This window comes from Micromonospora sp. NPDC023737 (assembly GCF_040639715.1).
Taxonomy (GTDB): Bacteria; Actinomycetota; Actinomycetes; order Mycobacteriales; family Micromonosporaceae; genus Micromonospora.
Map to the genome: position 1 here is coordinate 101001 of NZ_JBFAAL010000008.1, position 21386 is coordinate 122386.

Sequence of the window (21386 nt, forward strand, 5' to 3'; positions counted from 1 at the left end):
GCGACGTGTGCGGCCCGGCCGTGAGCTCACCGGTAGTCACCCGCACCCCGTGTCGCCGGCCTCGACGCTCGCTCCGCGGCCCGCTTCAGCCGCGGCAGCGCGATCAGGCCTGAGCCGCAGGGTCGCCTGCCCGCGTCGCGGCACGATTTCTAACTACCCGTGCTGGCCCGGCCAGCGCGTCGAAGGGTGACGTGTGACCGGAACCAAGATGAGCGACCGAAGCATCTGGATGGGAAGTCTCGCGGCACCGCTGCGGGCCTTCCTGCGAACTGAGTCCGGCAGCGCCCGCGTGCTCGTGGCCGCCATCGTCGCAGCACTGCTTTGGGCCAACATCGACCTCAGCTCCTACGAAGCCGTCTGGCGCACCGAGCTGTCCCTGCGACTCGGCCCCCTCGAGCTCTCTCGCGACCTGCACACCTGGATCAACAGCGGCTTGATGACGCTGTTCTTCCTGGTCGTCGGCCTTGAGGCGCGACGCGAGTTCGACCTCGGCGACCTACGCGACCGGCGACGTTTCGTGCTGCCCAGTCTGGCCGGCGTGATCGGCATGCTGATCCCGGTGCTGATCTTCCTGGTGATCAACCACGGCGGACCGGGTGCGCATGGCTGGGGCGTGGCCATGTCGACCGACACCGCCCTCGCGTTGGGCCTGCTGGCCCTGCTCGGCCGGGGCGTGCCCGACCGGGTCCGGATCTTCCTTCTCACCGTGTTCGTGGTCGACGATCTGATCGCGCTCATCGTCATCGCCCTCGTCTACAGCGACGACATCAAAATGATGCCCATCGTGGTGGCCGTAGCGGCGTTCGCGGTCATGCTGGCCATCCGCGCAGCCGGCATCCGGCGGGACTCGGCGTACGTGCCGGTCGCCATCGTGATGTGGGGCGCGCTGCTGGTCAGCGGAGTCGATCCGGTGGTGGCCGGACTGGCCATCGGGTTGACCGCGTTCGCCTATTCTCCCGGCCGAGCCGAGCTCGAGCAGGTCAGCGATCTGTTTCGGTTGTTTCGTGAGCAGCCGACGCCGAGGCTCGCACGGACGGCTTCGCTCGGCCTCGCGAACACGCTGTCGCCCAACGACCGCCTTCAGCGCATCTACCACCCTTGGTCCAGTTACGTGATCGTGCCGCTGTTCGGCCTGGCCAACGCCGGCATCAGCATCGATGGTCCGTTCCTGAACCGGGCGTTCACGTCGCCTGTCACCTGGGGCGTGCTGCTCGGGTACGTCGTCGGCAAGCCGCTCGCCGTGATCGGCACCTCCGCCGTGCTCACCTGGATCTCACACGGCCGCATCCGTCCGGCCGTGGGTTGGGCAGGCGTGGTCGGCAGCGGCACGATCGCCGGTGTCAGCTTCACGGTGTCGCTTCTGGTCGCCAGCCTCGCCTTCAGCGGCGACCAACTGGCCGAGGCGAAAGTCGGGGTGCTCAGCGCCGCGATCGTATCGTCAGCGTTGACCTGGATCGCGTTCCGCTTCACCAACATGCTCCCCAACGACAAGCGAATCCGGGCACTCTTCGGCGATGTGACGGAGCTGATCGATCTCATCCCCGAGGTCGACGAGAGGTACGACCATGTCCGCGGCCCGGCCGGAGCGTCGGTGACGCTGGTGCAGTACGGCGACTTCGAGTGCCCGTACTGCGGGAAGGCCGAGCCGGTAGTCCGGCAGTTGCTGGGCCACGCCGACCTGCGTTTCGTGTGGCGTCACCTGCCTCTGCCGGACGTGCACCCGCAAGCCCGGCTCGCCGCCGAGGCCGCCGAGGCGGCGGGCGCTCAAGGCAAGTTCTGGCAGATGCACGACCTGCTGCTCGACCACCAGGACAAGCTGAACGTCACTGACCTGATCAAATATGCCGTCGACCTCGGTCTCGATCAGGCACGCTTCCATGACGATCTGATCAACCAGGCGCACGCGGGGCGTATCGAGAGCGACATCGACTCGGCCGACAAGAGCGGTGTGTCCGGCACCCCGACGTTCTTCATCAATGGTCGCCGCCACTACGGCGCCTACGACATCGCGACCTTGACCGAGGCCATTCGTATGGCCCGAGCCCGGGCCCGCCTCGGCCACGAGGTAACAGCAACCGGTGAGTAGGCGCGCTCGACGGCGCGGTTGAACATCGTCCGGGCGGCCTGCCGCGGGTGCTCGGCATCTGTGGTGAGTCGCCGAGGGAAAACAGGCCGGCGCGCGGACCCAGGGTCCGCGCGCCGGAGATGTCAGGCCGTCGCCCGCTTCGGGAGCTTCCACCCGGGGCGGGGGAAGTGGCAGGTGTAGCCGTTGGGGTAGGTCTGCAGGTAGTTCTGGTGCTCGGGCTCGGCTTCCCAGAAGTCGCCTGCCGGGGTGACCTCGGTGACGACCTTGCCGGGCCACAGGCCCGAGGCGTCGACGTCGGCGATCGTGTCCTCGGCGACCCGCTTCTGCTCGTCGTTGGTGTAGAAGATCGCCGAGCGGTAGCTGGTGCCGATGTCGTTGCCCTGGCGGTTCTTCGTCGACGGGTCGTGGATCTGGAAGAAGAACTCGAGCAGCGCGCGGAAGTCGGTCTTCTCGGTGTCGTAGATGACCTCGATGGACTCCGCGTGGGTGCCGTGGTTGCGGTAGGTGGCGTTCGGGACGTCGCCACCGCTGTAGCCGACGCGCGTGGACACGACGCCAGGCTGGTGGCGGAACAACTCCTCCATGCCCCAGAAACAGCCTCCGGCGAGGATCGCCTTCTCGGTGCTCACGTCGTCTCCCTACTTGTCGTCGGTGTCAGGGTTGGTGTCACTCGTGAACAGGGTGCGGTATTCGCCGTACCCTGCGTCCTCCAGGTCGTCGAGGTGGATGAACCGCAACGACGCGGAGTTGATGCAGTACCGCAGTCCGCCCTTGTCGCGGGGACCGTCGTTGAAGATGTGGCCAAGGTGACTGTCGCCGTGCAGCGAACGGGCCTCAACCCGGATCATCCCGTGGCTTGAATCCTCGCGCTCGACAACGTTCGTCTTGTCGATCGGCTTCGTGAAGCTCGGCCAGCCGGACCTGCTGTCGTACTTGTCGACCGATGCGAACAGCGGCTCGCCGGACACGACATCGACGTAGATGCCGGGCTCGTGGTTGTCCCAGTAGGCGTTGGCGAACGGACGCTCGGTGCCGTCCTGCTGGGTGACCCGGTACTGCTCCGGGTCGAGCTGCGAGACCGCCTCCGGGCTCTTGTGGTACTGGGTGTGCTGGGACACAGCTCTCCCTTCCCGGCCTTTCGGCGCAAAGCTGAGGAACCAGGCGAGACGCACCTGGACACGCATACATACAGACGCCCTGCGGGCCGCTGGTATTCCCGCAGGTCTCATCTTTTATGGACTATCGAGTCCTGGGAAGATGTCCGGCGATGGCCGGATGAGCGTCGCCGTTACGGCGTACAGCCTGAGCTTCCCCGAATCCACAGTAGCACCCGCCTCGTCTCCGGACTGGACTTGACCGACCAGTTCCAGCGCGGCTAGGTTTCGGGGCGTCCGACTCGGTGCCTCCGCTGGCGACGCACTGTCCGGCGTGCCCACCGGCGCCGAGTTCTAACGGACGTCGCGCCACTCCGGGAAATCGGGTGCCGCCGACAAAAAACGCGAACCGGTGGGAAAGGACTAATCGGTATGAGCAACAGTTTCGAGGGCCGCAAGGTCGTGGTCGTCGGCGGCAGCAGCGGCATGGGCCTGGCCACGGCCCACCAGGTCGTCGCCGGGGGCGGCACTGCCGTGATCACGGGTCGAGACCAGGACAAGGTCGGGGCCGCGGTCGAGGCCTTGTCGCAGCACGGAAAGGCGTGGGGCATCACCGCCGAGCTGACCGACCGCGACCAGGTGCCGGAGCTCCGAAAGCAGCTCGCCGCCGAGCACGCCGACGCGACACTGCTCGTCAACGCCGCGGGTTTCTTCATCCCGAAGGCGTTCAGCGAGTACGACGAGGCCTTCTACGACTCGTACAACGAACTCAACCGTGCGCTGTTCTTCATCACGCAGACCGTCGTCGCCGGCATGGTCGCCGGGGGCCGGGGCGGCGCCATCGTCAACGTCGGCTCGATGTGGGCGCACCAGGGCATCGCGGCGACGCCGCACACCGGCTACTCCGTGCAGAAGGGCGGCCTGCACTCGTTCACCAAGGCCCTCGCGATCGAGCTGGCGCCGCACAAGATCCGGGTCAACGCGGTCGCGCCCGCGGTCGTGAAGACGCCCCTGTACCTGGGCTTCGTCCCGGCGGACAAGTTCGATGAGACCGTCGACAGCTTCGACAGCTTCCACCCGCTGGGGCGTGTCGGTAGCCCGGAGGACATCGCGAACGCGGTGTCGTTCCTGCTGTCGGACGAGGCGAGCTGGATGACCGGCGCCATCGTCGACGTCGACGGCGGCATCATGGCCGGCCGCAACTGACCTCGAAAACCATGTCGGGATGGCGCCGGCGGGGTCTCGACTCCGCCGGCGCCATCCCGACGATCTCGCAGTCGCGCTCGTTCCTCGATGCGCCCGCGCCACAACCGCTTCCGGTCGACGTGGCGAGGCACCGAGGGTCAGGTGCCGCGTGCAGCTGATGACCGGAAGCCTGCACCTCGTGACAGTGCAGACCAGAACGTGGATACAGGGAGGCGCCCGATGAAGGCGATCGTAGTGACGGACGAGGCCGCGGGAACGGCAGGGATGAGGCTGGTGGAGCGGCCCCAGCCGGCACCGGCGCTGAACGACGTCGTCGTCCAGGTCCACGCGTCGGGATTCACCCCGGGTGAGCTGACGTGGCCCTCGACCTGGGCCGATCGACTCGGCCGTGACCGGACGCCGTCGATCCCCGGGCACGAGCTGGCCGGAGTGGTCAGCGCGCTGGGCTATGGCACGACCGGACTGTCGGTGGGGCAGCGGGTGTTCGGCCTCACGGACTGGACTCGCGACGGCACGCTGGCGGAGTACGTGGCCGTCGAGGCGCGCAACCTCGCGCCGTTGCCCGGCGACGTGGACTTCACGGTGGGCGCGAGCCTGCCGATCTCGGGCCTGACCGCCTGGCAGGGGCTGTTCGAGCACGGCCGCCTCCAGGTTGGGCAGAGCGTCCTCGTGCACGGCGCGGCCGGCGGAGTCGGGTCGATGGTGGCGCAGCTCGCACGCGAGGCCGGCGCCCACGTCATCGGTACCGGACGCACTGCCGACCGTCGGGCGGCGCTCGACTTCGGCGCGCAGGAGTTCGTCGACCTCGAGAACGACGCCCTGGAGGACGTCGGCGGGGTCGATCTGGTGTTCGACGTCATCGGCGGCGACATCGGCAAGCGGTCCGCAGACGTTGTCCGGACCGGAGGAACGCTGGTGACCATCGCCGGGCCGCCCGAGGCGCGACCCGTAGACGGCCTGGCGATCGACTTCGTGGTCGTGCCTGATCGCGCCCAACTCGGCGAGATCGTCCGGCGGGTCCGGGACGGACGACTTCGGACGGTCATCGGCAATGTCGCGAGTCTCGACGACGCCGTCGCCGCGTTCAACCCGACCGAGCGGATCATGGGGAAGACGATCATCCGCGTCCGTCCGTGAGGACATGGCAGCACCAAGCACGAGAACGCCCCTCGCAGAAGCGAGAAGTACGTCGACGGTCGGGTCTTCACCTCCGGCCGACGACGTGCGGCTGGGCGAGTACGACTAGGCCACGATCCGGGAGTTATCTGATGACCAGCAACGAGAGCGCGCCCTCATGACCGACCCGAGCGGGCCGGTGCGCTCCGCCGTCGAGCGCCCCGACGAGGCCGGACACGACGAGAACGGCATCCTCAGCGAGGACCAGGTCGTCCTCATAGACGAAGTAGTCGACGCTTCCCACACCGCCGCGTTCGACGTCCGAATCGTCAACGACGAGAAGCTCGGCACCTACGACGCCATCGTCGGGGACCGAGAGGTGGCCGGGCTGACCTACAGCGTCACCGGAGACGACCGGCTCGTGCTGCTGGGCACCTCGGTGTTGCCCGAGTTTCGCAAAAAGGGCGTCGCCACCGAGCTGATCCGGCACGTCCTGAACGACGCGCGCGCGCAAGGAAAGACGATCACCATCCTCTGCCCGATCGTGCGCACCTTCATCGAGCACAACCCCGAGTACGCCGACCTCATCGACGCCAAGCACCCGGGAGTAACCCAGCGTCGCACCCATTTGTCCTAAACTCCCTATCAGCTCCTCGGCAGAAAGTGTGACAATGACAATCGATCTCGAGGCAGCCACCCGGGAAGAGAACAACGCTGAGCTCATCGCTGCTTTGAACGAGACGAGTCCCAGCGAGGTGGAGTCCAGCTGGGTGCTCGATGTCATCAACGACGCGGAGCACGGCCGCTGGATCGCCGCGCTCGGCGCCGAAGCGATCGCCGAGCTCCAGTATCGGTTCGTAGGCGGTCGTGTCGTGCTGCTGACGACCTGGGTCGACCCCGCCTACCGACACAACCGGGTGGCCACGGAGCTCATCGCTCGCGTGCTGGACGAGATCCGCGAGAGCGGGAAGAAGATCACCGTCATCTGCCCGGTCGTGGGTAAGTTCATCGCCCGCAACCCGAAATACCTCGATCTCATCGACAAGGTCCATCCCGGCGCCGGCGCCTATCCCCCGCAGAAGACCGCGGAAGCCGGCCATGACGAGGAGCTCACCGCGTTCGAGAACGACCTGAGGTAGCCGCCCGGCGTTCGGACGTCGTTCGAGTCGCCCAGTGGTCTGGGACGGACGAGAACCGATGCAGAGGAGCAGAATGAAAGCGATCGTGGTGACGGACCGGGCCGCGGGAACGGCGGGGATGACGCTGGTGGAGCGGCCCGAGCCGGACGTGGCGAGGCTCGCCAGTCTTGAGGGCGCGAACTACGGCGACGTCGTCGTTGAAGTTCATGCCTCGGGATTCACCGGCAACGAGCTGGAGTGGCCCTCGACCTGGGTGGATCGCCGCGGTCTCGACCGGACACCGTCGATCCCCGGCCACGAGGTGGCCGGGGTGGTCACCGCTCTCAGCTATGGCGCAACGGGGTTGTCGGTGGGGCAGCGGGTGTTCGGCCTCACGGACTGGACTCGCGACGGCACGCTGGCGGAGTATGTCGTCGTCGAGGCGCGCAACCTCGCGCCGCTGCCGGCCGACGTCGACTTCGCGGCGGGTGCCGGCGTCGCGATGGCGAGCCTGACCGCGTGGCAAGGGCTGTTCGATCACGGCCGCCTCCTGGAGGGGCAGAGCGTCCTGGTGCACGGCGCCGCCGGCGCAGTCGGTTCGATGGCGACGCAGCTCGCCCGTCACGCCGGCGCCCACGTCATCGGCACCGGACGTGCCAGCGGCCGGCAGACCGCAGTCGACTTCGGCGCGCACGAGTACGTCGACCTCGACAACGACACCCTGGAAGACGTCGGCGGAGTGGATCTGGTCTTCGACGTCATCGGCGGCGACATCCAGAAGCGGTCCGCACGTCTGGTTCGAGCCGGAGGAACGCTGGTGACCGTCACCGGGCCGCCGGAGGCGCGGCCCGCTGACGGCCTGGCGATCGACTTCGTCGTCGTGTCCGACCGCGCCCAGTTGGGGGAGATCGCCCGGCTGGTCCGGGACGGACGCCTGCGGCCGAACATCGGCACCGTGGCGGCCCTCGACGACGCCGTCGCCGCCTTCAACCCGACTCAGCGGACCAAGGGGAAGACGGTCATCCGCGTTCGTCCCTGAGAACCGGAAACTACGAGCGTCCGGCCCTGCCCTCGGATCAGCGTCAACCGCGTGGGCAGGCCGGGCGACTCGTACCGGATGACGTCATCGACCAGTGCCGGCGCCGACATCCTGGCCGGCCCCGGTCGGCGCGTGTTCAGCCGCGACGACCTCACTCAATGCTGCTGCCCGGCTGCGTGCGACCCAGGGAATGCCGGGTCCAGCACGTCGGCATATTCCGGATGAGCGTTGACGAATGCCGCCGCGAACGGACACGTGATGGTGGCGGTCTTTCCCTGCTCGCGCAGCTCGTCGAGGACGCCGCCGATGAGCCTGCCGGCCACTCCCCTCCCCCGGAACTCGGGGAACACCGACGTCGCCGACAGTACGACGCGGTTGCCGACCTTGCTGTAAACGAGCCCGGCGACTGTCCGGCCCCCTATCGCGGCCTCGTAGATGCCGAGCGCGCTGTTGTCGGTGATGACGAAGTCCTCGCCGTCGGGCGCGGTGGCGTCCGACGGGTTCGAGTCATGCAGATCCTTGTCGGCGCCGGTCAACGTGACCATGTCCTCGGCGTTGCCCGCCATGTCGTCTCCTGAATCTCACCCTGGTACGGCGACCTGGGAGTGCCCCGGTCAGGCCGAATGGTGCGGCAACACTATCCCGCCGCGAGCTGTCGCCGACCGACGCCCGCGAGGCTGACCACCGGCCGCCACTGCAATGCGGGCATAACCATAGAGGGTGTTCGAGAGGGCTCGCCCGTCGCCTTGGCGACGCGGTAGGGCATGGCCTTCTCGAACACCCTCTCTGCTCAGGCAGTCGGTACCGGGATGCTGAGCAGGAGCGATCCACGCAGGTCGACCAGGACCCGGCCGGCCGTGCGCACCACGCGCATGACGACGTCCTCGCAGCCGGGACAGCGGGCGACGAGGCCGGGGGCTCGGTCGAACACGCGCATCGCGGCCAGCGGACGGGTCGTCCGGCACCCGGCGCAGGTGAGCTCGGCAACGGTGAGGTCGGTCCCCATGACCTCGCCGAGCGGTCCGGCGAGGGCGTTACCGTCCACCCAGGGTGTGTCGTCGGCTCCGACGTTGATGGTCGACATGGTCATCCTCCGGTGGGTCCGAAACGTTCGGTGCGGATGTTCGCGGGATCGTGGCCGATGTCGACGAGGAGGTCGGCAACGGCCTCGACGAACCCGGTGGGCCCGCAGACGAACGCCACGGCGTCGGCATCGCGGGGCCAGGCGACGCGGGCGAGGGCGTCCGCGTCCAGTCGTCCGGGTGGGGCCGGCCAGCCGGGGGGCGCGACCCTGGTATAGACGTACGTGACGTCGATGCGCCCGCCGTCCGCGGCTCGGGCAGCTGCGAGATCCGCGGTGTACAGCGCCTCGGACGGGGATCGGGTCGAGTAGAGCAGCCTGGTGGGGTACGTCGCAGCACGCACCATCGACATCAGCGGCGCCACGCCGGACCCGCCGCCGATCAGCAACGCCGGGCGCGGGTCGGCAGCTCGGCGTACGAACCAGCCGCCGAGCGGTCCACGGATCTCGAGTTGGTCACCCGGCTGCGCGACGTCGACGAGGTACGGCGAGACTTCGCCGTCGGTCACCGCCTGGACGGTCACCTCGAGCCGGCCGGGCCCCGGTGCCGACGAGATCGAGTAGCTGCGGTGGGCCGTGTAGCCGTCGGGAGCCGTCAGCCGGATGTCGATGTGCTGGCCCGGTACGTGACCTGTCCAGCCGTCGACGTCGAGGATCAGGCTCCGCGCCGTCGCAGTCTCCGCCCGGGCGGCGGCGACGGTCGCCGGCTGCCAGGTCAGTCTGCCTGGTACCGCTGCTCGCGCCATGGGTCACCATAGTTGTGGTAGCCGGCCGTCTCCCAGAACCCGGGTTCGTCGTCGAGACGCAGTTCCAGAGCGCGCAGCCATTTCGCGCTCTTCCAGAAGTACAGGTGAGGAACGAGGAGACGAGCCGGCCCGCCGTGTACCGGAGCCAGCGGCTCACCGTCGAACTCGTACGCCACCCAGGCCTGTCCGTCGAGTAGGTCCTCGATCGGGATGTTCGTGGTGTAGCCGCCGTAGGAGTGGGCGACGACGTACTCCGCCGCGGTCTCGACATCGGCGAGCAGCGTGTCCAGCGAGACGCCTCGCCAGTTCGTGCCGAACTTCGACCAGTGCGTGACGCAATGGATGTCCACGGTCGGCTCGTCGGCAGGAAGGGCGGTGAACTCCGCCCATGACCACGTGCTCCGCTCGCCGGTCTCGGTGACGACGGCAAGCTCCCAGTCGTCGAGGTTGATGCGCGGCGTGGGTCCCGCCGACAGCACCGGGAAGTCCTCCGTGCGGTACTGGCCGGGCGGGAGGTTGGTGTCGTCGCGTCTGCGGCCGCCGAAGCCGCGTGTGATCAATGCCATGTACCTCTCCCATGTGGCAGGGCGGCCGCGATTCCACTGCCACCCGTGCTTCCACTCCGCGGGTGGAAGTCGATGTGGTACCCGCCCATGACGTCGTGGTCAGCGAGTGCCCCGGTGATGAGATTCCCTGCGGTGGGAACGTGATCCGCCACGACCCTGCGCGAATCAACTGGACCATCGCGTCCAGCATAGGCTGGCATGGCATCGGTGGGCAAACCTCGCCGACCACCGGCGGCCTGAACAGCAGCCGCGTGTCCAATGGGCGCAGGGCGCGCGCTACCTGACGAGCATCTCTGCCGGGGATTCGATATGGACCACCGAGTCCATGTTCGAGGTTCGAACCCGTTCCGAGCCGGTCGTACGACAGGTCGTCGCGCGCCCGTCTGGCACATACTAGTTCGCGCTCTACGATCACGCGTGGCCTGTGCCGTGATCAGGCATTACCTTGACTCCACGACGGACCAACCAGGCGACTCCGGGCCATGCGACGACGAAACCGCTCGCCAGCCCGATTTGAATGAAGAACCAGAACACCGGGCTCGACGGATCCATTGCCGGCTCCGAGTCATTGGCATGATGCGCGATCGCCAACCAGATGAACAAAGCTATCTCAAAGGCCGTCACGCCGAGTAGATCAGCCTTGGCGACATTCACCACCGCGTCCCACAGCCTTCGTCGACCCCTGTCCACCGAGGTGAGATATCGGATCGTGACACCTACGACAAGCGCCCCCGAATAGTCACTGATGTAGTTGGCCCACAGCGTCTCACCCCTCACGCTGACGCCACTGAAAGATACCACCAGCTCACCCAGAATGACGCCGAGAATACAGTGGGCGCCGCAGTGACAAAGCCCGGTCAGAATCGCTATCTGCCGCGGCCGTCCCGGCGGCCTGCCGTACCGCTGCTGCCATCGACGCGACTGTGGCCGAGCCCAACGTCGATACGCCGCGATACCGGCCGGGCCGAGGTAGAGCCCGGTCACGGCCCAGACAAGCTCCAAGACCTTGATGGGCTGGCGGTACCCGAGGACGCGGATGTCGACGACGATCGAGGCCGAGCTAGCCAACCCCACAGCGACCGTGATCCATGACAGCAGCTCCAGCAACGTAAGTTGCATCGCTGCCCCCTTCAGCTGCACGAGGTGACGGCGTGGCGGCGGCGCGGGGCGCGGGCGCGTGAGGCAAGCATGAAATGACGAGGCCGCTTGGGATCAGGTTTTCCGGGTTTTACTCACGTCGCCGGTGGGATGCGCTGACTTCAGTTCGTGGCAGACGATCGACGCGCATTCGCGCGACGCGCGCCGCGCCGCGCCCCCGGCCATGGCACATCCCCTGCAAGAGGTTGCTCGCGGAACTCCGTTGTGGACGGATACCGAGGCTGCCGCTTTCTCGTGCGTCACGGCGCTACCCGCACCGCCGACATCCGGCAGCCCAACGTGAAGATGCGCAACCGGGCGGTGGGAGACGCACCTGTTCACTGGCGATCTCCGTACTCGTCGTCCCGGCGCTCCGGCGCAGGATTGTGATGGGGTTGATCAGGCCAGATGAAGGGTGCAGCGGGTGCGAGGGCGTGCCGGCTTCCCGCAGGTGACACGGTGGGTGCTGCGAAGAGATCAGGCTGGCCGCGGAGTGGGTGACCCCGATCCGGTGGGATCAGGCCACCGCGCGACCAGCTGATGGCCGCGACAGGGTTCGTCCGAGGAGTCTCCTGCGCGCGGCCCGCCGGTTTCAGCCGCCAGCCTTCGACTGCGCCTTCTCGGCGGCAGCGCGATCGGAGTAGCCGGGGTGCCGGGCGTCGATCAGATCGGCATAGGTGGTCGTGCGCGAGAGGAAGTCGACCACAAACGGGCAGATCGCCGTGATCGTGCCCTCGCGGGCACGGATCTCGTCGAATACCCGTCGCACCATCGCGCCCGCCACGCCTTGGTGTTGATGGCTCGGCTCGACCTCGGTGTGCCGGAGGGCGTACCGGTTGGGCTTCAGGTGGGTGTAGTAGAGCCAGCCGACCAGTTCGCCGTCGCGGTAGAGCTCGAAACGACCCCGTTCGAGGCTGTCGATCAGCTCCTCGGCCACCAGCGCCTGCTCGTCGCTGCTCATCGGCCCACCCTTCCAACATGTAGTTACGCTGCGCGGTCAGACGACCTCGCTTGGGACCCTGAAGTCCAAGTATGACATGTGGCTATTGGCGGCACGAGAATCGATTGCCATGTGAATGGACTAAATAGTCCGTTCATGCAAGTTGTAGGGGCGCGCCCGGCGACCAACGGCCCGAGACGAGCGAGGCAAGATGCGAGCCACCCCGGCCCGTCGAACCCCGTCGACCGGAAGATCCACGCCACGGAGTGTGACTCATACCACGAACCGAAGGGTCCACATCCGACTTCGGAGCGAGCGATACGGGGCGGGTCCTTCTGTGACGCCAGCCCCGCCCCGGTGCAGCTCAGAGCGCCCAAGATGTTGGGTTGCAGCGGTCGAGGGTGCCTGCCAGTAACCGTCGAATTGGACTATCTAGTCCGCAATGGCTAGCCTGCCGAAGCGACAGTCAGTGGATTTTTCGACGTCAGGAGAGTTCGATGGACCCTATTTCCTCCTCCGGTGGGGACGTTGTCGACGGCCAGCCGGTCAGTGCGGCCGACATGGTCGCCGCCCTGACCGCTGCGGAGTTCGTGTTCGGAGACGGGGCAACACAATCGTTCACGGCGGATGGGCGAACGACCTACGTCGAGAGGGGCAGGCCGTCGGCTGGCGAGTGGTCTGTTACGGGTGACGGGACCTTCGCCTCCTTCTGGCCGCCGACATACCGCGCGACGTACACGGTTCGGTGGATCGCCGAGGATGGGGTGCGGGTAGGCGTCAGCTTCACGGACACCCGGAGCGGTGTGCGCTACGACGGCCGGTACCGGTGACTGGACCAGATTCGAGTCGCAGCCGGGACCGCCAGCCGGCGATCGTGATCCACGCGCAGTCCGGGGACTATCCGGGCCCGGTTCGCCGACCGGTGCCCGGCAACACACTGACCAGGCTTCTGCGCACCACCGACGCCAAGCAGATCGGTCTGCTCTACCTCGTCACCGCGTTCTTCTTCTACAGCGCCGCCGGCATCGAGGCGCTGCTCATGCGCAGCGAGTTGGCCCGCCCCGGTCTGCAGTTCCTCTCCCCCGAGCAGTACAACCAGCTGTTCACCTCGCACGGCACGATCATGATGTTCCTGTTCGCCACCCCGCTGGCGTTCGCATTCGGGAACTTCCTGGTGCCGTTGCAGATCGGTGCCCCAGACGTGGCGTTTCCCCGCCTGAACGCGCTCGCCTACTGGATGTACGTCTTCGGCGGACTGCTGGTTCTCGGCTCGTTCGCCCAGCCAGGCGGGGCGGCCGACTTCGGGTGGACCGCGTACGTCCCGCTCAGCCAGGAGGCTCACAGCCCCGGCGTGGGTGGCAATCTCTGGGTCGTCGGCCTGGTGCTGTCCGGGGTCGGCACCATTCTGGGTTCGGTCAACCTGATCACGACGGTCCTCACGCTGCGGGCACCAGGGATGACCATGTGGCGGTTGCCCTTGTTCACCTGGGCGATGTTCATCACCGCGCTGTTGGCGATCATGGTCTTCCCCCTGCTGTCCTCGGCACTACTGGCTCTGCTGTCCGACCGCGTGATCCACAGCCACGTGTACGACCCCAGCACCGGTGGACCCATGCTGTACCAGCACCTCTTCTGGTATTTCGGTCATCCCGAGGTGTACATCGTCGCTCTGCCGTTCTTCGGCATCATCAGCGAGGTCATCCCGGTCTTCTCGCGCAAGCCGCTCTTCGGCTACAAGGGCATGGTGCTCGCGCTGTGGGCGATCTTCTTCCTCTCGTTGAACGTCTGGGCTCACCACCTGTTCGCCACCGGGCAGGTGCTCCTGCCCTTCTTCTCGGCCATGACCTTCATCATCGCCGTCCCGACCGGCGTGAAGTTCTTCAACTGGATCGGCACGATGTGGAAGGGACAGCTCACCTTCGAGACACCGATGCTCTTCTCGGTGGGCTTCCTGGTCACCTTCCTCTTCGGCGGACTCACCGGTGTGTTGCTGGCGAGCCCGCCGGTGGACTTCCACACCCACGACACCTACTTCGTCGTCGGGCACTTCCACTACGTGCTGTTCGGGACCATCGTCTTCGCCGCGTTCGCCGGCGTGTACTTCTGGTTCCCGAAAATGACCGGGCGGCTACTCGACGAACGCCTCGGCAAGGTCCACTTCTGGACGATGTTCGTCGGCTTCCACACCACCTTCCTGGTGCACCACTGGTTGGGCAACAAGGGCATGCCCCGCCGGTACGCCGACTACCTTCCCCAGGACGGCTTCACCACCCTGAGCACCATCTCCACAATCGGCTCGTTCATACTCGGCACATCCACCCTCTTCTTCTTCTACAACGTCTGGAAGTCCTGGCGGTTCGGTGCCGCCGTCTCGGTGGACGACCCGTGGGGGTTCGGAAACTCGCTGGAGTGGGCCACCAGTTGCCCCCCACCACTCCGCAACTTCGACCGCATTCCGAGAATCCGCTCGGAGCGTCCCGCCTTCGACGTCAAGTACGGACCTCTCGTCTCCGACCTGGGCCGCGACCTGCCCCAACGCGCCGCCAGGCCGCCGCAGCAGATGCACGCGACGCCGGTCCCCAGCGGCGAGGGCGCAATCGGCGCGGAGGCGGCAGCCGGGTACGAGCCGATGCCCGACTCGGGCGCCCGTCCGGTCGACGTCCCCACGCCCGAGGAGACCCGCCGGCCCACCTTCGAAGGCACCCGCGAAGCGAACGAGAACCCGCTCGACTCGCAACGGAACCCAGGTCAAGGCCCACGCAGGCGGCGGGATCCGGGAGAGATGCAGGGGGAATGATCCGGCCGCGGCTCGGTGACGCCGCGCACCCGGGCGCCGGGAAGCTCGCCGCACCCGGCCAGGCTTGGCGACTGCGCGCTCCGCGTCCGGTGCACGGTGCACCGGACGCGGAGCCTAGTCCACGTTCGGCCCACCCGGTACCGCATTCCCCAAAAGATTCCTGAGGTTATTTCGCGCAACTAACGTGAGTGCCACCCCTTCCAGTCAGGTCGGCCGGCGCATACAGGCAGGGGACCTGGATGCGTCAAAACGGAGGCAGCATGGACAACTGGTTCATCACAGAGTCGGTGTCACGCAGTGCAGAATCCGAAACGGACCGGCGAAGGCTCGCCGCCCTGGTAGATCCAGGGGTGTGCAAAGCCGACCCGGCGGGTGGTGGCTCGCCGAGCGACGCGGCCATCCTCAACTTCGCGCTCAATCTCGAATATCTCGAAGCCGAGTTCTATCTCCGTGCGACGACGGGATCCGGGCTTCCTGACGAGATGACCACCGGCACCGGGGAACGCGGCGAGGTGTCCGGCGGAGGATCAGTCAACTTCAGCAGCAAGTTCGTGCAGCGGTTCGCGAAGGAGATCGCCTCTGACGAGATGCAGCATGTGGCCTTCCTGCGATCCGCGCTCGGCAGTGCCGCTGTCGCTCGTCCCGCGATCTCGCTGGACACGAGCTTCACTGCGGCGGCGACCGCCGCTGGTCTGATCAAGCAAGGCGAGAGCTTCGACCCGTACGCCAACGACCTCAACTTCCTCTTCGCGGCGTTCCTCTTCGAAGACGTCGGCGTCTCGGCTTTCAAGGGATCCGCGTCACTGTTGTCGAACAAGACGTACCTTGATGCCGCAGCAGGCCTGCTGGCGACCGAGGCCTACCACGCGGGGATCGTACGATCCGCGCTCTACAGCGTTGGACTCACCGACGACACGGTATTCGACTCGGTACAAAAGCTCTCCGACGCGCGAAACAGTCTCGACGGTCCGGCGGATGACGACCAGGGTGTCGGCACGGCGGCGGACCCGAACTTCATCCCCACGGATGAGAACGGGATGTGCTACGGCCGATCGGCCCAGTCCGTCTTGAACATCGTGTACTTGAGCCCGACGCCGGCGGCGTCCGGTGGCTTCTACCCAGCCGGTCTGAACGGCGAAGTCGTGATGAGCGCCGGGGCGGCCTGAGCCTGCGGCAGCGCAATCGTGGAGAGAACCCGGGTGCGGGAGCCGTCCGCCACACGTCGGGCCGGATGGTTTCCCGCATCCTGCATGGGGTCGACCGCGGCGCGGGACGCGCTGCGGTCGACCCCATGGTCACAGCCGATAATCGGGTGACGTCGGTGATCAACTCAGCGAAACTGGCCGACGTGGAAGAAGTTGAGGTCGTCGTCGCCCATCGGGAGCGCGCGACGCTTCGCGTCGGCGACGTGTTCCTGAAAGTCGACGCTGATCAGGCCCGCATCGAAGTCGAGGTCGAGGCGATGGCTCTGGCCCCGATCCCCACTCCGGAGATCCTGTGGCGCAAGCCGCCCGTACTCGCGCTCGCCGCTGTCCCGGGGAAGGTACTGGGCCGCCTCGGCGACCCGTCGACCGCGTCCTCGGCGGCATGGGCTGCGGCTGGTGCCGCCGTGCGGAGGCTGCACGACGCGCCGCTGCCGCCGTGGCGCAGCCGGTGCCTCGACGGGTTGGCGTCGCGCCTCGACATTGAATGCGAATGGCTCGTCACCAGCGGCACCCTTCCTGCTGACCTGGTCACCCGCAACCGCCAGGTCGCCGAAGCTGCGCTGGGGCCGCGGACTCCGGTGTTCATGCACGGCGACCTGCAGATCGCCCACGTGTTCCTCGAGGACGACGAGATCACCGGTGTGATCGACTGGTCGGAGGCGGGCCAGGGCGATGCCCTCTTCGACCTCGCCTGCTTGACGCTCGGGCACGAGGAGCACCTCGGCGACGTCGTCGCCGGCTACGGAACCGACGTCGACCTGGACGTTGTCCGCGGGTGGTGGTCGTTGCGGAGCCTGCTGGCGATCCGCTGGCTGGCGGAGCACGGCTTCGACCCCGCCGCGCCCGGCTGCGAGATCGACGTGTTGAAATCCCGGATGTGAGGCCGTCCGACGCGCGTGCCTACGCGATCTGCATGTGTCGCGGTGCCGCCCGATCCGACCGAGCCGAGTGATCCGCCGGCTGTCCAGCATCGGCGGGGAACGCGCTCGTGAGCGGCCCAACCATCCGAGCTCGGTGGCCCGCTTCCGGACCTGACCCCCGGGTACGGGCCGCCGGGCGTCGAGCTCGGCGGCCCTCGTCGTCAGGTCGTTATGATCAGCTTGCCGCGCTTGGGCCCGCTCCGGCGTTCGAACTCGGTGAGCGCCGGGATCGCCTCGCCGAGCGGCACGATGCCGGCGATCGGCATCCGTAGCGCCCCCCTCTCGGCGGCCCGCACGACTTGTTCGAGGTCGGCGGGGACCGCCTTGGTGACCAGCACCTCGTACGGCCCGGGCAGGGCCGCCCGCGCGAACTTCGCGGGAGCGGGGTGGATGTCGACGATGTGGCCACCGGGCTTCACCAACGTCTTCGCCGACTCGAGCGGCAGCTTGCCGGAGGCGTCGAGGACGACGTCGAACCGCCCCGCGAGTTTCGCCGGATCGAAATCGAACTCGACGATCGGGGAGATGCCGAGGTCGCGTGCCTCCTGCACGGCGGTTCCGCGGCAACTGCCGCCGACGGAGGCGCCCATCATCAAGGCGAGCTGGACGGCGGACCGGCCGACCCCGCCGAGAGCACCGGCGACGAAGACGAACTGGCCGGCCTTCACTTTGCCCTTGTTGACCAGCGCCTGGTAGGCGGTGACCGCGGGCGTCGGGAGCGCGGCGGCCTCTTCCCAGGAGATGTTCGCCGGCTTCTTCGCGACGGCCTTCTCCTCGGCGACGACCATCTCGGCGAAAGCCCCCGCCCCCTTGATGCTCGCCCCGCCGAGAACCTCGTCGCCGACGCGGAACCGGGTGACGCCTTCGCCGACCGCCTCCACGACGCCGGAGAAGTCGTGCCCGAGGGCGCGCGGAAACTTCCGTCCAGTCACCATCTTCAGCCTGCCGCGGCGGATGCCCGCGTCCATCGGGTTCACCGCCGCCGCCCGCACGCGGACCAGGACCTCACCCTTGCCTGGCAGTGCTGGCTCGAAGTCCTCCAGCCGCATGACCTCGGGGCCACCGTACTCGTGATACTGGATGCGCTTCACGGCGCCATCCTCCCCACCTCGATGTCTCTCGGAGACATAACCATAGCACTGTCATGTCACCAAGTGACATCGCGGTGCGCGTATGAGGACGCGGCCGAACCTTCATACCTGCCAACGAAAATGCCGTCTGCGCTGTTCACGGACCGCGCGACGAGCACTTACCCTCTGATCGCAGGCAGCATGCACCCGGGCCTTGCGACGTCCCTGAGAGGCGTCAGACGGAAGGGTGTCAGCGCGGGACGTAGAGCGCACGCAGCTCGGCGAGGGTCTCGGCGATGATCAGCGACAGGGATCGCGGCTCGCCGTCGGCCAGCCACTGCGCGAACGCCAGCGTGAAGACGCTGGCGGCGGACTCCGCCGCCAGCATAGCCGCAAGGTCGCCGACACCCCGGTCCCGCAGGGCTTCACCGAGGCGTCGGGCCAGGTCGGCGTACTTCTGGCGCTGGCGTTCCCGCAACGCCGGCTCCGCGTCGATGATCGCCTGGTTGGCCCGTGCCCGTTCCCGCGGCACGTTCACGAACAGGTCGGCCGCGCGGGCCAGGGCCAAACCCACCAGGCCCATCGGCGACTCACCCTCCGGCGCCTGCTCGACCCCGGCAACCAAGGCGGCCTCGAGCTCCGCCTGCCCGGAGAACAACACGTCCCGCTTGTCAGGAAAATGCCGGAAGAACGTACGCCGATTCAGCCCGACGGCTTCCGCGATCTCTGCCGCTGTCGTCCGTTCGAACCCCTGCCGCGCGATCAGCTCAAGCGCCGCACTCTGCAGCCGCGCCTGCGCCCCGGGCTCCCAACGCGCCATGATCCCCTGTCCGCCTCAGCAGTGACGACATCCAGAGACATCGTACGTCCCCGGCGCCGAGGTCAGGCCCGGCGGCCCGCGGCGATCGTCCAGGCCCGGGCGGTCGGGCGGCAGCCACCACCACGCCCCGGTGGAAGGCGGTTGGCGCACCGCTGGTGTTGCTCACGGCCGACTGCCGGGGGCGGGGATCCCGAAGTTGGTCAGCTGCTCCGGTCAGCGCTCGCCCGCCCCCGCGCTGGCCGTCAGCTGCGACCGAGGTCGGTGTAGAAGGTGCTCGGGTCGGCGGCCAACGACGCCTTGACGTGGGCGCTCCAGTCGTCGGCGATGACCTCCAGCTTGTCGGCCTCGACGCCGTCCAGGGCGGCACGGACGACATCGGCGGGATCGCCCTTGTCGCCGTCGTAGCTGGCCATCATCTCGGTGTCGGCGGCACCCAGGTGCAGGCCGGTCACCAGGGTGCCCTGGCCGGCCAGTTCGAGTCGGATGCCGTTGGTGAGGCTCCAGGCCGCGGCCTTCGCGGTGCCGTAGGCGTTGGCCCCGTCGTGCGAGAACCACGACGCCGCGGACAGGACGTTGAGGATGGTGCCACCACCGTTGCCGCCGAGTACCGGAGCGAAGGCCCGCACCATGTTGAGCGTTCCGTAGAAGTTGGTGTCCATTTCCAGCCGAATGTTGGCCAGGTCGCCGGTGACCAGGTTGGTCCAGGTGGCGACCCCGGCGTTGTTGATCAGCAGGGTGACATCGGAGGCGATCGCCGCTGCGGCGGCGACCTGCGACGGGTCGGTGATGTCGAGCCGGACGGCCTCCACGCCAGGGATATCGATCCGCTCCGGATTGCGGGCCGTCGCGTAGACCTTCGCCGCGCCGCGCTCGAGCAGTTGCCGCGCGAAGTGCCGGCCGATGCCCCGGTTTGCGCCGGTGACCAGCGCGACCGAACCATTGATCTTCATGTCTTGCCTCCAGCCAGGAAGGATGGGCAGTTCGCGAGCTACGCTAAAATCTGACGTTGACGTGAGAGGCAAGAGCTGTGGTCGGGGTCACCCGCGGGAGAGGAGCCATGCCGTGCGGATCGGTGAACTGGCCGCGAGGACGGGCGTGTCGGTGCGCGCATTGCGTTACTACGAGGAGCAGCAGTTGCTGACCTCGCTGCGCAGCAGCGGCGGGCAACGCCAGTACCCGGACGACGCCGCCGACCGCGTGCACCTGATTCAGACGCTCTACGCCGCCGGCCTGTCCAGCAAGACGATCCTCGACCTGCTGCCCTGCGTCGACGCGAAGGTCAACACCCCGGCGTCCCGCGCCCTGCTACGTGCCGAACGGGACCGCATCGACCAGCGGATCTCCGAACTCGCCGCCGCAAGGGAGCGACTCGACGCAGTCATCACGTCCAGCGAAAGCCCAGCGAGCGGGTGCACCCACGTGGATCTCGCATCGGCGTAGTACGTGAACCGATTTTGAAGCGGCAGTCTCAAGAGGGTGCTCGCCCGGTTGCGTGGAGGAGGCTCACTCCCCCAGCGTTCGCACCGCGGTCGAAGACACCGCGGCCAGTTCAGGCTGCGCAGGCAGAAACACCGTGGGGACATCCAGCGACTGGTTCATCGCGGCGAGCTGGTACTCGGCGCGAAGGTCGGTGGTGTTACGCACGCCGCGGACGATCACTCCTACGTCATGGCGGTGGCAGTAGGTGGACGTCAGCCCGCTCCAGGCCGCAACGGTGACCGAGGTCCACTCGACCGGCAGGCTGGCGCGAACAGCCGCCGCTCGCTCCTCCTCGTCGGCGCCCGGATGCTTGTTGCTGTTGACCGCGACGAGCACGACCACTTCGTCGAAGAGGTCGCGTGCCCGGTCGACCACATTCAAGTGCCCGGGAGTGAAGGGATCGAAGGTTCCGGGATAGACCGCTCGCACGCGTACGTGACCGGGGGTGCGTGCTGTCGAACGTGGCTCTGGCCGTCCCCGGAAGTAGGCGGGGTGCGGCTCCTCGGGTTTCAGAGCCATCGTTGTGCTGCCTCGACGCTGTCCCCGCCACTGGTGTTGAACGCGATGGCGGCCTGGGGCGCGTGGCGGCGGATCAGGTTCACGACCTGTTCGAAGAGCGGAAGCAGTTGCTCGGCCTTGCGGATTCCGCCACCGACGACCACGACATCCCAGGGCCGGCTGGTCAACGATGCGATGAGTGTGGACTCGGCGGATTCGTCGAGCACGATCAGCATCATGGCCGCGTCGATGCCGTGCGCACCGAACCGGGCCAGCTCCGCATCGAGCGCCGCACGAAGTGCGTCTGCGTCGACGCCCGGTATCGCTTGCGGGTCGTAGCCGACGACAAGTGCAGAAGGCATGCGGCCAACCTACCGAGCCCCGCCCAGACAAGATCCGCCGGACAGCTCCTAGCTGACGCGCTTGGACGACGAATCCCGAGCCGTCATGCCGCGCCGACCCGAGTGC

Annotated in this window: 25 protein-coding genes; 12 read left to right on the forward strand and 13 right to left on the reverse strand. The window is 67.5% G+C overall.

The features are described from left to right. The first annotated feature begins 208 nt into the window (after positions 1 to 208). Entirely contained in the window at positions 209 to 2086 is a 1878-nt protein-coding gene (nhaA, locus tag AB0F98_RS18880; protein ID WP_357736848.1) for a Na+/H+ antiporter NhaA, read from the forward strand. 122 nt (positions 2087 to 2208) lie between these two features. Here nhaA and msrA read toward each other — a convergent pair whose 3' ends face one another. After that, positions 2209 to 2715 (reverse strand): peptide-methionine (S)-S-oxide reductase MsrA, encoded by a 507-nt coding sequence (gene msrA / locus AB0F98_RS18885; RefSeq protein WP_076473534.1) that lies wholly within the window; start codon positions 2713 to 2715, stop codon positions 2209 to 2211. Positions 2716 to 2724: 9 nt separating this feature from the next. Continuing rightward, positions 2725 to 3204, reverse strand: coding sequence for a peptide-methionine (R)-S-oxide reductase MsrB (gene msrB / locus AB0F98_RS18890; RefSeq protein WP_357736852.1), 480 nt, complete (start codon positions 3202 to 3204; stop codon positions 2725 to 2727). Positions 3205 to 3612: 408 nt separating this feature from the next. Between msrB and AB0F98_RS18895 the strand changes: the two genes are divergently transcribed. From AB0F98_RS18895 to AB0F98_RS18915, 5 genes are all read left to right on the forward strand, one after another. Next, positions 3613 to 4386: an SDR family oxidoreductase gene (locus AB0F98_RS18895; protein ID WP_357736855.1), complete on the forward strand. Its 774-nt coding sequence runs from the start codon at positions 3613 to 3615 to the stop codon at positions 4384 to 4386. A 219-nt stretch (positions 4387 to 4605) separates the two neighbouring features. Next, entirely contained in the window at positions 4606 to 5523 is a 918-nt protein-coding gene (locus AB0F98_RS18900; protein WP_357736858.1) for an NADP-dependent oxidoreductase, read from the forward strand. Positions 5524 to 5680: 157 nt separating this feature from the next. Beyond that, entirely contained in the window at positions 5681 to 6139 is a 459-nt protein-coding gene (locus AB0F98_RS18905) for a GNAT family N-acetyltransferase (RefSeq protein ID WP_357736861.1), read from the forward strand. A 34-nt stretch (positions 6140 to 6173) separates the two neighbouring features. Continuing rightward, positions 6174 to 6641: a GNAT family N-acetyltransferase gene (locus tag AB0F98_RS18910; protein WP_357736864.1), complete on the forward strand. Its 468-nt coding sequence runs from the start codon at positions 6174 to 6176 to the stop codon at positions 6639 to 6641. Positions 6642 to 6714: 73 nt separating this feature from the next. Next, on the forward strand, positions 6715 to 7659 hold the full coding sequence (locus tag AB0F98_RS18915) for an NADP-dependent oxidoreductase (RefSeq protein WP_357736867.1): 945 nt from the start codon (positions 6715 to 6717) through the stop codon (positions 7657 to 7659). Between the two features lie 155 nt (positions 7660 to 7814). Here AB0F98_RS18915 and AB0F98_RS18920 read toward each other — a convergent pair whose 3' ends face one another. The 4 genes from AB0F98_RS18920 to AB0F98_RS18935 all read right to left on the reverse strand — a co-directional run bounded on the left by AB0F98_RS18920 (position 7815) and on the right by AB0F98_RS18935 (position 10052). Beyond that, complete coding sequence (locus AB0F98_RS18920; protein WP_357736871.1) at positions 7815 to 8225, reverse strand: GNAT family N-acetyltransferase; 411 nt, start codon at positions 8223 to 8225, stop codon at positions 7815 to 7817. A 224-nt stretch (positions 8226 to 8449) separates the two neighbouring features. Further along, a complete protein-coding gene (locus AB0F98_RS18925) occupies positions 8450 to 8743 on the reverse strand; it encodes a DUF6510 family protein (protein ID WP_357736874.1) in 294 nt (97 codons plus the stop codon). A 2-nt stretch (positions 8744 to 8745) separates the two neighbouring features. Continuing rightward, positions 8746 to 9486, reverse strand: coding sequence for an FAD-binding oxidoreductase (locus AB0F98_RS18930; RefSeq protein ID WP_357736877.1), 741 nt, complete (start codon positions 9484 to 9486; stop codon positions 8746 to 8748). Continuing rightward, entirely contained in the window at positions 9456 to 10052 is a 597-nt protein-coding gene (locus tag AB0F98_RS18935) for a sulfite oxidase-like oxidoreductase (RefSeq protein WP_357736881.1), read from the reverse strand. The genes AB0F98_RS18930 and AB0F98_RS18935 overlap by 31 nt, the downstream gene beginning before the upstream one ends. Before the next feature lie 62 nt (positions 10053 to 10114). Here AB0F98_RS18935 and AB0F98_RS18940 point away from each other — a divergent pair, with 62 nt between their 5' ends. Further along, the gene (locus AB0F98_RS18940) at positions 10115 to 10336 is read left to right on the forward strand and encodes a hypothetical protein (protein WP_357736884.1); all 222 of its coding nucleotides are present in this window, start codon (positions 10115 to 10117) and stop codon (positions 10334 to 10336) included. Between the two features lie 127 nt (positions 10337 to 10463). On the opposite strand, the gene AB0F98_RS18945 is transcribed toward AB0F98_RS18940, so the two are convergent. Continuing rightward, the gene (locus tag AB0F98_RS18945; protein WP_357736887.1) at positions 10464 to 11171 is read right to left on the reverse strand and encodes a DUF4396 domain-containing protein; all 708 of its coding nucleotides are present in this window, start codon (positions 11169 to 11171) and stop codon (positions 10464 to 10466) included. Between the two features lie 610 nt (positions 11172 to 11781). Further along, on the reverse strand, positions 11782 to 12150 hold the full coding sequence (locus tag AB0F98_RS18950) for a GNAT family N-acetyltransferase (RefSeq protein WP_357736890.1): 369 nt from the start codon (positions 12148 to 12150) through the stop codon (positions 11782 to 11784). Between the two features lie 476 nt (positions 12151 to 12626). Between AB0F98_RS18950 and AB0F98_RS18955 the strand changes: the two genes are divergently transcribed. From AB0F98_RS18955 to AB0F98_RS18970, 4 genes are all read left to right on the forward strand, one after another. Continuing rightward, positions 12627 to 12959, forward strand: coding sequence for a hypothetical protein (locus AB0F98_RS18955; protein WP_357736892.1), 333 nt, complete (start codon positions 12627 to 12629; stop codon positions 12957 to 12959). Then, positions 12956 to 14926: a cytochrome c oxidase subunit I gene (gene ctaD, locus AB0F98_RS18960; RefSeq protein WP_357736895.1), complete on the forward strand. Its 1971-nt coding sequence runs from the start codon at positions 12956 to 12958 to the stop codon at positions 14924 to 14926. The genes AB0F98_RS18955 and ctaD overlap by 4 nt, the downstream gene beginning before the upstream one ends. A gap of 260 nt (positions 14927 to 15186) precedes the next feature. Next, entirely contained in the window at positions 15187 to 16092 is a 906-nt protein-coding gene (locus tag AB0F98_RS18965) for a ferritin-like domain-containing protein (protein ID WP_357736898.1), read from the forward strand. Between the two features lie 65 nt (positions 16093 to 16157). Next, positions 16158 to 17012 (forward strand): phosphotransferase, encoded by an 855-nt coding sequence (locus AB0F98_RS18970; protein WP_357736902.1) that lies wholly within the window; start codon positions 16158 to 16160, stop codon positions 17010 to 17012. A 200-nt stretch (positions 17013 to 17212) separates the two neighbouring features. On the opposite strand, the gene AB0F98_RS18975 is transcribed toward AB0F98_RS18970, so the two are convergent. The 3 genes from AB0F98_RS18975 to AB0F98_RS18985 all read right to left on the reverse strand — a co-directional run bounded on the left by AB0F98_RS18975 (position 17213) and on the right by AB0F98_RS18985 (position 19891). Continuing rightward, complete coding sequence (locus tag AB0F98_RS18975; RefSeq protein WP_357736905.1) at positions 17213 to 18142, reverse strand: NADP-dependent oxidoreductase; 930 nt, start codon at positions 18140 to 18142, stop codon at positions 17213 to 17215. A gap of 229 nt (positions 18143 to 18371) precedes the next feature. Beyond that, complete coding sequence (locus AB0F98_RS18980) at positions 18372 to 18941, reverse strand: TetR family transcriptional regulator (RefSeq protein ID WP_357736908.1); 570 nt, start codon at positions 18939 to 18941, stop codon at positions 18372 to 18374. Between the two features lie 242 nt (positions 18942 to 19183). Continuing rightward, complete coding sequence (locus AB0F98_RS18985; protein WP_357736914.1) at positions 19184 to 19891, reverse strand: SDR family oxidoreductase; 708 nt, start codon at positions 19889 to 19891, stop codon at positions 19184 to 19186. 112 nt (positions 19892 to 20003) lie between these two features. Between AB0F98_RS18985 and AB0F98_RS18990 the strand changes: the two genes are divergently transcribed. Beyond that, complete coding sequence (locus AB0F98_RS18990; protein WP_357736917.1) at positions 20004 to 20381, forward strand: MerR family transcriptional regulator; 378 nt, start codon at positions 20004 to 20006, stop codon at positions 20379 to 20381. A 63-nt stretch (positions 20382 to 20444) separates the two neighbouring features. On the opposite strand, the gene coaD is transcribed toward AB0F98_RS18990, so the two are convergent. Together coaD and AB0F98_RS19000 are read right to left on the reverse strand one after the other, a co-directional pair. Next, a complete protein-coding gene (gene coaD, locus AB0F98_RS18995) occupies positions 20445 to 20849 on the reverse strand; it encodes a pantetheine-phosphate adenylyltransferase (RefSeq protein ID WP_357736920.1) in 405 nt (134 codons plus the stop codon). An 80-nt stretch (positions 20850 to 20929) separates the two neighbouring features. Next, entirely contained in the window at positions 20930 to 21280 is a 351-nt protein-coding gene (locus tag AB0F98_RS19000; protein ID WP_357736923.1) for a hypothetical protein, read from the reverse strand. Positions 21281 to 21386 lie beyond the last annotated feature (106 nt).

Bases quoted from the DNA above. Each gene is read 5' to 3' on its own strand.
- nhaA (WP_357736848.1), top strand. From the start codon at position 209: ATGAGCGACCGAAGCATCTGGATGGGAAGTCTCGCGGCACCGCTGCGG.
- AB0F98_RS18895 (WP_357736855.1), top strand. From the start codon at position 3,613: ATGAGCAACAGTTTCGAGGGCCGCAAGGTCGTGGTCGTCGGCGGCAGC.
- AB0F98_RS18900 (WP_357736858.1), top strand. From the start codon at position 4,606: ATGAAGGCGATCGTAGTGACGGACGAGGCCGCGGGAACGGCAGGGATG.
- AB0F98_RS18905 (WP_357736861.1), top strand. From the start codon at position 5,681: ATGACCGACCCGAGCGGGCCGGTGCGCTCCGCCGTCGAGCGCCCCGAC.
- AB0F98_RS18910 (WP_357736864.1), top strand. From the start codon at position 6,174: ATGACAATCGATCTCGAGGCAGCCACCCGGGAAGAGAACAACGCTGAG.
- AB0F98_RS18915 (WP_357736867.1), top strand. From the start codon at position 6,715: ATGAAAGCGATCGTGGTGACGGACCGGGCCGCGGGAACGGCGGGGATG.
- AB0F98_RS18920 (WP_357736871.1), bottom strand. From the start codon at position 8,225: ATGGCGGGCAACGCCGAGGACATGGTCACGTTGACCGGCGCCGACAAG.
- AB0F98_RS18925 (WP_357736874.1), bottom strand. From the start codon at position 8,743: ATGTCGACCATCAACGTCGGAGCCGACGACACACCCTGGGTGGACGGT.
- AB0F98_RS18930 (WP_357736877.1), bottom strand. From the start codon at position 9,486: ATGGCGCGAGCAGCGGTACCAGGCAGACTGACCTGGCAGCCGGCGACC.
- AB0F98_RS18935 (WP_357736881.1), bottom strand. From the start codon at position 10,052: ATGGCATTGATCACACGCGGCTTCGGCGGCCGCAGACGCGACGACACC.
- AB0F98_RS18945 (WP_357736887.1), bottom strand. From the start codon at position 11,171: ATGCAACTTACGTTGCTGGAGCTGCTGTCATGGATCACGGTCGCTGTG.
- AB0F98_RS18950 (WP_357736890.1), bottom strand. From the start codon at position 12,150: ATGAGCAGCGACGAGCAGGCGCTGGTGGCCGAGGAGCTGATCGACAGC.
- AB0F98_RS18955 (WP_357736892.1), top strand. From the start codon at position 12,627: ATGGACCCTATTTCCTCCTCCGGTGGGGACGTTGTCGACGGCCAGCCG.
- AB0F98_RS18965 (WP_357736898.1), top strand. From the start codon at position 15,187: ATGGACAACTGGTTCATCACAGAGTCGGTGTCACGCAGTGCAGAATCC.
- AB0F98_RS18970 (WP_357736902.1), top strand. From the start codon at position 16,158: ATGGTTTCCCGCATCCTGCATGGGGTCGACCGCGGCGCGGGACGCGCT.
- AB0F98_RS18980 (WP_357736908.1), bottom strand. From the start codon at position 18,941: ATGGCGCGTTGGGAGCCCGGGGCGCAGGCGCGGCTGCAGAGTGCGGCG.
- AB0F98_RS18985 (WP_357736914.1), bottom strand. From the start codon at position 19,891: ATGAAGATCAATGGTTCGGTCGCGCTGGTCACCGGCGCAAACCGGGGC.
- AB0F98_RS19000 (WP_357736923.1), bottom strand. From the start codon at position 21,280: ATGCCTTCTGCACTTGTCGTCGGCTACGACCCGCAAGCGATACCGGGC.